This is a genomic window from Oscillibacter sp. ER4 (assembly GCF_000765235.1).
Taxonomy (GTDB): domain Bacteria; phylum Bacillota; class Clostridia; order Oscillospirales; family Oscillospiraceae; genus Hominicoprocola; species Hominicoprocola fusiformis.
Window position 1 is genome coordinate 1 of sequence record NZ_JPJG01000052.1, and the last position, 10,977, is coordinate 10,977.

Annotated in this window: 13 protein-coding genes and 1 pseudogene; 4 read left to right on the forward strand and 10 right to left on the reverse strand. The window is 57.3% G+C overall.

Annotated features, from left to right (window positions below; translation table 11 throughout):
• Nucleotides 1-31 precede the first annotated feature (31 nt).
• The 3 genes from NI20_RS0108240 to NI20_RS0108250 all read right to left on the reverse strand — a co-directional run bounded on the left by NI20_RS0108240 (nucleotide 32) and on the right by NI20_RS0108250 (nucleotide 2,554).
• Nucleotides 32-898, reverse strand: coding sequence for an MBL fold metallo-hydrolase (locus NI20_RS0108240; protein WP_033120936.1), 867 nt, complete (start codon nucleotides 896-898; stop codon nucleotides 32-34).
• A gap of 73 nt (nucleotides 899-971) precedes the next feature.
• Nucleotides 972-1,556 carry a TetR/AcrR family transcriptional regulator gene (locus NI20_RS0108245; RefSeq protein ID WP_081958429.1) on the reverse strand — a complete coding sequence of 195 codons (585 nt, stop codon included), beginning with the start codon at nucleotides 1,554-1,556 and terminating at the stop codon, nucleotides 972-974.
• 314 nt (nucleotides 1,557-1,870) lie between these two features.
• Nucleotides 1,871-2,554 carry a YjjG family noncanonical pyrimidine nucleotidase gene (locus NI20_RS0108250; RefSeq protein WP_033120938.1) on the reverse strand — a complete coding sequence of 228 codons (684 nt, stop codon included), beginning with the start codon at nucleotides 2,552-2,554 and terminating at the stop codon, nucleotides 1,871-1,873.
• 167 nt (nucleotides 2,555-2,721) lie between these two features.
• Here NI20_RS0108250 and NI20_RS0108255 point away from each other — a divergent pair, with 167 nt between their 5' ends.
• The 4 genes from NI20_RS0108255 to NI20_RS16000 all read left to right on the forward strand — a co-directional run bounded on the left by NI20_RS0108255 (nucleotide 2,722) and on the right by NI20_RS16000 (nucleotide 6,628).
• On the forward strand, nucleotides 2,722-3,255 hold the full coding sequence (locus tag NI20_RS0108255) for a TIGR00730 family Rossman fold protein (protein ID WP_033120939.1): 534 nt from the start codon (nucleotides 2,722-2,724) through the stop codon (nucleotides 3,253-3,255).
• Nucleotides 3,256-3,389: 134 nt separating this feature from the next.
• Nucleotides 3,390-3,845, forward strand: coding sequence for a MerR family transcriptional regulator (locus tag NI20_RS0108260; protein WP_033120940.1), 456 nt, complete (start codon nucleotides 3,390-3,392; stop codon nucleotides 3,843-3,845).
• 57 nt (nucleotides 3,846-3,902) lie between these two features.
• The gene (locus NI20_RS0108265) at nucleotides 3,903-5,024 is read left to right on the forward strand and encodes an aldo/keto reductase (protein ID WP_033120941.1); all 1,122 of its coding nucleotides are present in this window, start codon (nucleotides 3,903-3,905) and stop codon (nucleotides 5,022-5,024) included.
• 509 nt (nucleotides 5,025-5,533) lie between these two features.
• Entirely contained in the window at nucleotides 5,534-6,628 is a 1,095-nt protein-coding gene (locus NI20_RS16000) for an extracellular solute-binding protein (protein ID WP_033120942.1), read from the forward strand.
• Between the two features lie 101 nt (nucleotides 6,629-6,729).
• Here the strand turns inward: NI20_RS16000 and NI20_RS0108275 are convergent, their stop codons facing one another.
• The 7 genes and pseudogenes from NI20_RS0108275 to NI20_RS0108305 form a co-directional block, all read right to left on the reverse strand.
• Nucleotides 6,730-7,440 (reverse strand): L-2-amino-thiazoline-4-carboxylic acid hydrolase, encoded by a 711-nt coding sequence (locus NI20_RS0108275; protein WP_033120943.1) that lies wholly within the window; start codon nucleotides 7,438-7,440, stop codon nucleotides 6,730-6,732.
• Nucleotides 7,441-7,513: 73 nt separating this feature from the next.
• Nucleotides 7,514-8,050: pseudogene (locus tag NI20_RS16005) on the reverse strand (DUF6796 family protein).
• Nucleotides 8,051-8,086: 36 nt separating this feature from the next.
• Entirely contained in the window at nucleotides 8,087-8,209 is a 123-nt protein-coding gene (locus tag NI20_RS15865; protein WP_255358014.1) for a hypothetical protein, read from the reverse strand.
• Nucleotides 8,202-9,056: a class I SAM-dependent methyltransferase gene (locus NI20_RS0108285; RefSeq protein WP_033120944.1), complete on the reverse strand. Its 855-nt coding sequence runs from the start codon at nucleotides 9,054-9,056 to the stop codon at nucleotides 8,202-8,204. Before NI20_RS0108285 ends, NI20_RS15865 begins: the two co-directional genes overlap by 8 nt.
• Before the next feature lie 12 nt (nucleotides 9,057-9,068).
• The gene (locus NI20_RS0108290; protein WP_033120945.1) at nucleotides 9,069-9,671 is read right to left on the reverse strand and encodes an L-2-amino-thiazoline-4-carboxylic acid hydrolase; all 603 of its coding nucleotides are present in this window, start codon (nucleotides 9,669-9,671) and stop codon (nucleotides 9,069-9,071) included.
• Between the two features lie 122 nt (nucleotides 9,672-9,793).
• Nucleotides 9,794-10,255: a class I SAM-dependent methyltransferase gene (locus NI20_RS15695; RefSeq protein ID WP_242842958.1), complete on the reverse strand. Its 462-nt coding sequence runs from the start codon at nucleotides 10,253-10,255 to the stop codon at nucleotides 9,794-9,796.
• The gene (locus NI20_RS0108305) at nucleotides 10,248-10,940 is read right to left on the reverse strand and encodes a class I SAM-dependent methyltransferase (protein WP_242842959.1); all 693 of its coding nucleotides are present in this window, start codon (nucleotides 10,938-10,940) and stop codon (nucleotides 10,248-10,250) included. The genes NI20_RS15695 and NI20_RS0108305 overlap by 8 nt, the downstream gene beginning before the upstream one ends.
• Between the last annotated feature and the right edge of the window lie 37 nt (nucleotides 10,941-10,977).

Sequence of the window (10,977 nt, forward strand, 5' to 3'; positions counted from 1 at the left end):
GGCGGAAAACCCCGCCTCTCTCCGCTCCGCATCAGATCTTCTGCACCGGCGGCAAAAAGCCGCACTTCGCATTCTCCTCTGTGTCGTCCGACTCGTCGTAGGCGTCGTACGGCGCGGACGGGTCGTGCACTTTCTTCTTGAATGGCGAGCAGAGCTTATCGCGGTGCGCAAAGGCGAAGTAGAGATCGTCCGTCCAGCCGGTGTGGCCCGTCAGGATGACGGGCCGCAGGCCGCGCATGCGAAGCTTCTGCTCCAACTCCGCCAGCGACTTGACTGCGAGCTTGTTGCTCTCCGCCAGCGCGGAAATGAAGCTGTAGCCGCCGTCCGCGCCGAACCAGATCGTATCGCCCGTGAAGAGGTACCTGTCGTCAATGAGGTACACCATATGCCCCCACGTGTGGCCAGGGACGAGGAAGCATTCGATCTTGACGCCGTTGATCTCGAAGACCTGCCCGTCGTGCAGCAGCACCTTTTCGTTGTTAATGGTCACCTGCGGCAGCTTGTAGAGGTGGTAGATCACCTTGCGGCGCACCTCGCCGGTGAGATATTTGTTCTCGATCTCGCCGATATAGAGCTTCGCGTCCCGGAAAAGGCCGGGGCTGTCCGCCTCCACCGCGCCGACATGGTCGGTGTCCTGATGGGTGATGAGGATATGGCGGATGGACTTCGGGTCGATGCCGAGCCAGCCCATCTTTTCCTCAAGACGGTCATAGTTGTAGCCCGCGTCGACCATGATGGTCGTCTCGCCCTTGCGGTAGAAAAAGATGTTCGCCACCCATTCGCGCACGCAGGCGACATGTTCATCGACCCAGCCGGTGTTCAGCGGCTTGAAGATCTCCTTGCCGCGGTACATCTTGCTCATTTCCTTTTTCTGAAATTCGGTAGCTTGCTTGGACACGGCAGATTTCTCCCTGTTTTGATTTTTAGTTCAACGTCTCTAACTTCAAGTGATAAAAAGCCGCACGCGGCGTTCACGCCCGCGGAAACAGCTCTTCGCACGCGCCGCGCGTCAGCGTTTCGAGCACCTGCGGATACAGCGCGCCGATCTGCTCCTGATGTGACACCGTGAGGATCAGGCCGCGGATCGTCGCAGCGGCGAGCGCGATACCGCCGCGCGGGGTCAGGCCGCTCTCTTCCAAAAGGTCGCGGATATGTACCTCGTCGCTGTGGTAGTGCTCGGCTTTCACCTGCGCGGGGATGCGGCGCAGCAGATAGGCCGAGTCCTCCTCGATGAATTTCATCGCACCGATCTCGGATAAGCGGCTGCAGGCCGTGAGCAGCACGTTCGCGATGCGCTCGTCGGGCGGCAGGTCTTTGCCCTCCTCCAGCACCTGCTCGGCCACCTGATAGACCTCGCTGTGGATATCCTCCAGCACCTCGAAAAACAGCAGTTCTTTGGACGCGAAGTATTTATAGAACAGTCCCTTCGAGATGCCCGCCGCCTCGGTGAGCTGCTCGACCGAGGTCTTGCGCAGCCCCAGCGTGACGGCGCAGCGGCGCGCCTCTCGCAGCAGCGTTTCGCGGATAGCCGCGTTCTCTTCTGCGGAAAAGGCCATTGGCATTCCCTCCTTTGTTGAAATTTTTGACCAGCTTGGTTTATTGGTCATATTGTAGCATATCCATCGCCGTCTGGCAAGAAAAAAAGGATCCCATTCCTTTATAAATACTGAATAAAACCACAGCTTTTATCAATGCACTGCGTTATAATGATCGTGTGTATTATAAAAAGCAGAGACGATCACATGATGCAAAAAACAATGCGAACCGGTCACGCCTCACGCTCCCGCCTTGCGGCGGCTAAAGGACAAGCAGTAAACGCAAAAAAGAGGACATTCCGATTCTTTTCGGAATGTCCTCTTCCCTTTTCTTGTCACAGCAGGCTGTAGACCTCGTGCAGATCCCTGATCTCGTGGTCGATGCGGTAACCCTCCGGCGCTTTGATTCCCTCGGGATTGTACCAGCAGGTCACGATGCCCGCGTTGTCGCCGCCGCGGATATCGCTCGTGAGCGAATCGCCGACGATCATCGTCTCGCCCTTCTCGACCGGTCCGATGGCGGCGAAGACCTGGTCGAAAAACTCCTTTTTCGGCTTCTCCGCGCCAAGCTGCTCGGAGAGGAACACGCCGTCCATCAGCGCACCGAGGCCGGAGCGCGTCAGCTTCTTCGTCTGCGCGACGACCGTACCGTTCGAGACGACGCACTGGCGCACCTTGCCGCGCAGCGACTTGACGATCTCATAGCTGTCGTCGCGGTAGACGATGGTGTCGCCCAGACGCAGCTGGTAGGCATCGTTAAACTGCGGCGCGAGGGAAACGTCGATGCCCTCCTCCGCGAAAAACTCCTCAAAGCGGCCGACGAGCACCTGCGGCTTCGTGATCTCGCCGCGCTCGAGTTTTTCCCAGTATTTCATATTCAGGACGGAATAGCGCGCGACCTGCTCATCCGAACATTCGCCAAGGCCGAACTCAACAAAAAGGCTATGGATGGCGGCGCGCTCGGCGGCGTCAAAGTCCAGCAGCGTGCGGTCCACGTCCCACAAAATCGTTTTGATCATAAGATATCTCCAAAAGCAGTCAAAATTACTCTTTTTCCGCGTGCGCGGCGAGAACATCATACCACAGCAGGACTACGCCCGCAACGCCGATTTTCCGCCGCTTGCAGGAAAGATCATACCGTGGTAGAATAGCGGCAATCATTTTTGACAGAAAGGGACTGTTTCCTATGAATATCACCGTATATCTCGGTGCGAGCAGTGGCAACGATCCGACGCTTGAGACGTCCGTGCGCGCACTGGGCCGTCTCATCGGCAAGAGCGGCAACGCCCTTGTCTACGGCGGGTCGAAAAACGGCCTGATGGGTGCGCTCGCTGAAAGCGTGCTGCGCGCGGGCGGCGAAGTGACCGGCGTGGAGCCGCAGTTTTTCATCGACAAGGGCTACGAGTATGACGAGATCACGACGCTCATCGTCACGCGCGACATGACCGAGCGCAAGACGAAGATGATCGAGCTCGGCGACGCGTTCATCGCCTTCCCCGGCGGCACGGGCACGCTCGAGGAGATCAGCGAGATCATGTCAAAGGTGTCGCTCAAGCAGCTCGCCGCGCCGTGCATCCTCTATAATCTGAACGGCTATTACGACCACTTGAAAGCCCTGCTCGCTCACATGATCGACATGGGCCTCTCCACGCCCGAGCGGCAGGAGGGCATCTACTTTGCCGAAACGCTGGACGACATTCGCGCGATCTTGAAGATTTGAGGAAAAGCCGCCTTCGGCGGCTTTTCTTTTTGTGCGGCGCTTGACAGGCCTCCTTCGCTGCGGTATGCTAAAAGAAACTTAAAGTTACTCACTGTGCTGCAACCTAAAGCGCGCTTTCATTTCAGGAGGATTTCATGGTCTACACAGTCGGCGAGATGGCGAAAAAGCTGGACGTCCCCGCTTCCACGCTGCGCTATTACGATAAGGAGGGTCTGCTGCCCTTTGTGGAGCGCTCGTCCGGCGGCATCCGCATGTTTCAGGAATCGGACTTCGAGTGGTTACAGGTCATCGGCTGCATGAAAAAGGCCGGCATGTCCATCAGGGACATCCGCCAGTACATCGAGCTTGCCCTGCGCGGCGACGACACCATCGACACGCGCCTCAAGATGTTCACGCACCAGCGCGACGTGCTGCTCGCGCAGATGGAGGAGATGCGCCACACGCTCGAGACCGTGGAGTACAAATGCTGGTATTATGAAACTGCAAAGGCCGCGGGCACGATCGACGTCCCAAGGGATATGGCGGACGAGGACGTGCCCGAGCGCTTCCGCGCCATCCGGCGCGAACTCAAGACGATTCCGCAGGAGTAAAGGTAAACTGCTTTTCTGCCGACAAGCAGGAAAAGGATAAGAATAGGAAAGTAAACTATGGATCGGATCAAGAAGAATTTTGGCTTTGGCTGCATGCGCCTGCCGATGATCGGCGAAGAGGTGGATATCGAGCAGACCAAGCAGATGGTGGACGCGTTTTTAGACGCGGGCTTCAACTATTTTGACACTGCGCACGGCTACATCCAGGGCAAGAGCGAAAAGGCGCTCAAGACCTGCCTGACAAGCCGCTATCCGCGCGAGAAGTACATCCTGACCGACAAGCTGACGGCGAACTATTTCAAGACCGAGGCAGACATCCGCCCGTTTTTCGAGAGCCAGCTCAAGATCTGCGGCGTCGAGTATTTCGACTTCTATCTGATGCACGCGCAGGGTCTTGTCAACTATGACCACTTCAAGGAGTGCCGCGCGTATGAGACGGCGTTCGAGCTCAAAAAAGAGGGCAAAATTCGCCACGTCGGCATTTCCTTCCACGACCGCGCCGAGGTGCTCGAGCGCATTCTGACCGAGTATCCCGAGATCGAAGTTGTCCAGATCCAGTTCAACTACGTCGACTACGACGATCCCGCGGTGCAGAGCCGCAAGTGCTATGAGGTCTGCCGCAAATTCAATAAGCCCGTCATCGTCATGGAGCCCGTCAAGGGCGGCAACCTCGTGAACCTGCCTGAGGACGCAAAGGCCGTGCTTGAAGACCTGCACGGCGGCAGCCCCGTGAGCTACGCCATCCGCTTTGTCGCGGGCTTCCCCGGCATGATGATGGTGCTCTCCGGCATGAGCAACATGGAGCAGATGCAGGACAACATCTCGTTCATGCGGGACTTCAAGCCCCTCGACGAGACCGAGCGCGCCGCGGTGGAAAAGGTGCAGGAGATCTTCCACAGCAAGGACCTCATCCCCTGCACGGCCTGCCGCTACTGCACGGACGGCTGCCCCAAGCACATCTCTATCCCTGACCTCTTCGCCATTATGAACGCCAAGCAGATTCACCACGACTGGAACGCGGACTGCTACTATGAAGATGTCCACACCGCGCCGGGCCGCAAGGCGTCCGACTGCTTAAAGTGCGGCAAGTGCGAAAAGGTCTGCCCGCAGCACCTCCCCATCCGCAAACTGCTCGAGCAGGTCGCGGCAGAATTTGAAAAGGCCCCCGCAGCGAATTAAGCTCAAAATGTAAAATGCAGCACCGGCGAGAGAAGGATGGAAAACTCTCGCCGGTGCTGTTTGCTTGCACTGATCCTTGATCTTTATCATAACACCGCGCCGCGGTGTTTTTCTTGGTCTGCCGCTTTGGCCGTTCGGCGAGGTGGACAGTGGACCCCAGAATTTTTTGTTTGTCGCCCTTGGTTTTAGGCTATGGCTGAAGTATAACGTGGATTCTTTAAGCGAACCTAAATTTGGTGTAAATAAAGTATGAACAATTCTCGTGTCGCGCGGGAAAAATATATGTAAAAAAGCGGCACATTTTGCGCAAATTTCCGTTTCTTCCTTGCAATAACTGCTCCTTCGGCGTATAACAAAGCAAATTTTGTCGATTTTTTAACAAATTTGCGGCGAAATTCATACCTGCGGCTCACCTCGCACGCGATCTTGCCGCGCGCTGCTCCTCCACATTCCGAAAGAGAGCGGCGGCACCATCGGATCAAGGGAGAAAATCATGCAGAAAAAAACGAGTGCTCAGCCTGATTTTAGCGTTGAGCTGCACGGCGGCGCTGCTTGGCGGCTGTGCTGGCAACAACACGAGTGATGACAATACCGCCTCCGGCGAGCATGAGGTCATCACCATGAATGCGCCTTACCGCAATATGTCTCAGTTCTACGATCTGGTGCATGAAAAGTATCCGGAGATCAATCTCGAGATCATCCCCTACAACGGGGAAAACACCTCTTCCTATATGAAGGATATGCGCCTTTCCGGCGAGCTGCCCGATATTTACAGCACGACCTACTATACGCCGGGCCGCATGAACGATGAAGGCGATTTTCTCGACCTGTCGGGCTATGATTTCATGGACAACTACACCCCGTCGAGACTGCGCGACGTATCCTATAACGGCGGGATCTATATGCTGCCCATTGGCTATAGCGCCATCGGCAGCACCTATAATAAAACGCTGCTGGACGACGCCAACGGCTGGACGCTGCCGACGAACCTTGATGAGCTTGCAACGCTCAAGGACGAGGTTGAGGCGGCAGACTATGTTTTTAGCCGCTGCCAGCTGGAATATCCGGGCTTCGGCTTCCAGTTCATGTGCGCCATTGCCAGCATCTCCTTCCTCTCGAATCTCGAGATCGCCATCGGCCGCATGCGCTCGAACGCCGCACCTGAGACAGACGGCTCCTCGGTGCTCAGCGGGATGCGCTTCCTCTGCGCGGAGGACAACGCGCTCAACGCCGAAATTCTCGAGGCCATCCTTGAGATGTACGGCGCGAGCTGCACGATCTGCCCCGACAGTACGGAGCTTGTCAAGGCCTTCGAGATGGTCAAGCCCGGCGAATACGACGCCATCCTGATGGACATTCAAATGCCGCACATAAACGGCTACGAGGCGACGAAGGCCATCCGCGGCGGCAGAAACCCTCTCGGCAAGACCATCCCCATCATCGCGATGACGGCCAACGCCTTCTCCGACGACATACAGAACAGCATCGCCGCGGGCATGGACGCCCACATCTCCAAGCCCATCGACGTGGCCATCCTCGAAAAGACGATGAGAGGGTTTCTTACCCCCCCCCAGAATCCACAGCATGCGGACGAACTTTTGTGAGAAACATTCATAAACGGATAACCTCGCCCTAATACGCACAAAAACGGAACGCGAAAGCCGATGGCTTTCGCGTTCCGTTTTTATTTTCACCGCGTTGATTTCTATTTGTTCCTGCGGTAACCCTGCTCGTCGCGGTACTCGGGATGCTCTCGGCAATAAGGGTCCTTGTCGCCGCAGATCGTGTAGTCGCATTTGCAGCCGTTCGAACAGGTCGTTTTGCGGATGAGACGCGCGTGAATGAGCTCCATGCCGTCAAAATCCGGATTACAGAGCGCGGGCATGACCTCGAGAAGGTCGTGCTTTTTGGCGAATTCCGCGGTCGGACAGGCGGTGAACTCATAGTAGATGGGCTGATCCTTGTCAAACGGCGCGACGTGCATCTCAAAGTCGCCCCACTTGTCGCACTGCTTTTTCGCGTTCAAAAACGCGCGGTGCAGGAGCTTTTTGTAAAGCGGCTTGTTGATGTCGATGAATTTGAGCTTGCCGAGCTTTCGGAACGACGGCAGGAAGAGGTTCCCCTCCATCTCCTCGATCTCTTGAAGGCTTGTCACGTCCTTGCAGACGACGTAATACGCCATCAGCGCGATGCAGTCGTAATTGCCGCCCGGGCCGTTGTGGAAGTTTTTCTCCCCGCCAAGGTCGGTGCGCCAGTCGCTCAAAAAGTCGACATACTGCATCTGCACGCGCTCCCAGACGGCTTCGCGCTGCGATTCCGGATAGTGGTGCGCGATCTTCTCCCGAATTTCCGCCTTGCAGGGCTTTGAATAGATCACATGGCAGGTGCGGTCAAATTGCAGCTGATCGTCGTTCATTGTCTTCCCTCCCGTATTTTTTACGCTTGCCGATATCAGAGCGTCGGTTTGCCGTGAGGTCTTCTCCCCTGTCTTACGCTCGCTGCGCTTTTTTCATCGTCACGAGCAGCCCGCCGAACATCCAGACGTTGCCGATGGCGAGCCACGCGCAGCGCAGGGCGTTGCCAAGCGGCCGGTTGCCGAGCAGCGCCGCGAGAAAATACACGAGCATGCCGAACGCCATAGAGAAGACGCAGCACCACTTCAGATACGGTGTCAGCCCCTTTCAGAATGCGACGATCTGCGTCATCACCAGCACAAAGAAGAAGATCCAGAACAGCACGAGCGGCGGCATCAGGAAGTATGCGCTGTACTGCGTCAAAAGCGCTTCGGAAAGCCCGTGTTTCATCAGAAACACCGCCGCGCACACCGGCACATGGAAGCCGCACGCGCAGAACATCAGGTAGCCGAAAATGCCGGAGCGGTAGCGGTGCGCGTATTTCGGCGACTTCGCCGCCATCAGGCGGTAAACACCGAAGCAGGCAAGTCCCTCAAGCACCACGCCGAAAAGCCCCAGCAGTGCCGCGGCAAAAAGGCCGCTGTCCGAGGTAGAAGTATAGGCCGATAGCATCTGTAAAACGCCTTCAAGCGCATCGTCCTCCACGCCCTAGCCGAGGATCAGGTCACCGGCGAGGTGCAAAACGGACGCAAAAAGGCCGATGGTCAGCAGCTTTTTGATGCGCGGCCAGTCAAGCTCACGCGAGATGCCGATGTCATTGAAGTCACTCATGCTTTTTATTCTCCTTTGCAAAGTCGAGGCGGACGATCTGCATGTTCATCATGCCGTCGCCGACCTTCGATAAAAAGCGGAAGAATTTCCGTACATTTTGATTCCTCAAGTCGTTGTAGCCCAGCATGTAGCCGCGCGAGGACACACGCAGCCTATCGCTCCACGCCGAAAGCTCGCGCCTTGCGTCGGTGACGGCGAAATACGCGCCGACGTCCTTGATCTCCGCGTCCTTGAGCCATGTTTTGAGCATCAGCTTGACCGCCTTGCGGTTCGCCGCGTCGAAGACGAGCTTGCCGCCCGGAAACACCTCTGCCATCGCGCACACGAGCGCTTTGACCTGCGGCGTGAGGAAATAGTAGAACACGCCCGCGGCGAAGAACACCGCGCCGCCGCTCGCGTCGATCTCACTGAACCATGAGGTGTCATTTAAGTTGCAGGGGATGTTTTTCTCGCGCTCTCCCGCAGGCAGGAGCGCGTCGCGCACGGCGATGACATCGGGAAAGTCGAGGTTGTAAATTTTGCACGTGCCGTTGTCACAGGCGCGGCCCGTGGCGTCCAGCCCGCAGCCGAGGTTCACGACCGCCGCGTTCGGGTGCGATCGCAGATAATCCCGCACCTCGCAGGCGAGGTCGCTCTGCCGCATGGCGCACTCTAAAAAGCCGAACTGCTGCATCATGCTCTGCGACCTTTTCGCGAGCGTGGAAAAATCGTAGTCGATCTCTTCGATCAAGCGCATGGCCGTCTCGTCGCGGAACAGGTTCGGGTAGAGCTCCGAGCACATCTTGCGCCCGTAGAGCGGGATGACGAGCGTCTCCTGCACGGTGTTTTTCTCAATGTGGTACTTCATCGGTCTCTCCTTTCATTTTCCCGCGAGCTTCAGGCAGAAGTCGCAGCACTCATTCCCGCGGCCGAGCGTCTTTGTGCGGTGCCAGACGAGCTTCGGGTGCAGGTCGTCATAGGCGATGTCGTCGCTGTCGCAGAAGCAGGGGCAGAGCTCCGGACAGCCGTGTTCGACACAGGTGTCGTGATAGGGGCACTTCGTCATATCGATGCGCCAGACGCCGCCGGAGGTCTGATACTCCGTGGCCGCAAAGCCCGCCGTCTCGCCGTATAATTTTGGCGTCAGCTTACTGAACAGCACCGGCGGCAGATGATAGAGCCCCGAAACCTTGAGCAGCTTGAGGATGGTTTTTCTCATCGTCCACGCATGCTCCGCCACATAGCCGTGGACGGTTTGCAGCGCCTCGTCCTTGGGCATGACGGTCTGCAAGGTCTCGTAGGCAGCGATGCCGGGCAAAATTTGACTTTCCAAATGGAACTGTTTTTCTTTCGACGCGTTCAGATGCATTGAGCGCAGGCGCGACAGCTTCTCGTCCAGCAGCCGATTCAATTCGACGCTCTGTTCTGGGAATCGCTGCGCGACAGTCTCGCGGAACGCCGCAATGATGTAGTTCTCCTTCATGCGCTTTTCCTCACTTTCGCAAAAACGGCAGCGGCAGCAGCTCGTTTTGCTCGATGATGCACTCCAGCATCGCCGCAAAGCCCTGCGGGTCGCGAATTTGATACTGCATGTGGTTATGATCTTCAAAAACAGGGAAATGGCCGTCGGGATACACTTTTCTCACCGCGTCGCGGTACTTGAAGTGGTCCTCCGTGCTGCCGAATTCGAAGAAGCAGTGCTCCTGCATTTTCCTTGTAAGCGGCGGAAACGGTCTGTCTTCGAGGCTGTCGGCCATCTGGCGGCGCATAGCCGCTCATGCGGTAGCAGCGCGTGTCGAGCCCGCAGGCGATGTTCACGACCACCGCGCCGCCATGTCCCGCAAGGTAAGTCTTCACAAGCTTATCGAGCACGATGGTGCGCGCTATGACACCGCTGTGCATCGCCGCGTCCTTGTCGGCCATCGAAAAATCGTAGTCGAGCCGGTCGATGATCTCGACCGCCTTGTTGTCGGTGATCGCGCCGCGCGTCTTCGTCTCCTTCGCGCGGGCATAAACCGTCTGTAACATCGTCTCCGGCACGCCGGAGAGCGTGATCTTCTCACTCACGGTGTCCTTTCTCCATCTTTTCCGCGTACTTCACCTTTTTGCAGACGAACCACGCGATGCTCTTCACATTGCCGAGCTGCACATCAGCGTACATGCCCTCAAGGCGCACTTTCAGGCTTTGCACCGTTTCATACGGCGGGGTGAAGAATTTCATCGGCTCGTAGAGCTTTTTGATCAGCCGATCCGTCCTTCTGCACTCGCCCGACACATAGAAGCAGCCGCAGAATGTGCCGCCCGGCTTCAGCACGCGGAACGTCTCGCGGAATGCCGCCTCCTTATCGGGGAAGGCGTGGAAGCCGTTGAGCGACAGCACGATATCAAAGCTGCTGTCCTCATACGGCAGCGCGCCCACGTCGCCCTGCCGGAACTGCACATTTTGGAGTCCCATGCGCTCAGCCTTTTCCCTTGCCTGCCCCATCATGTCAGGCGAGTAGTCAAGGCAGGTAATATCGGCGCGCGGCAGCGTTTGATAGAGCGGCATCGTCAGAATGCCTGTGCCCACGGGGACCTCGAGGAGCTTTCCCGCAAAGTCCTCCGGCACACCGGTGGGCGCTTGATTCAGATATTCGTCGCACTCCTCCTTGCCCATATCCCACACCAAGCGGCACACGGCCTTGCCCGAGACGGTGGAGCAGATCTTCTTCCACCGCCTTGGGCAGCTTCTTCGGCCGGCCAGTACTGCCACGGCCTCGATGCTCAATTGCCAAGCCTTCCGGACCTTC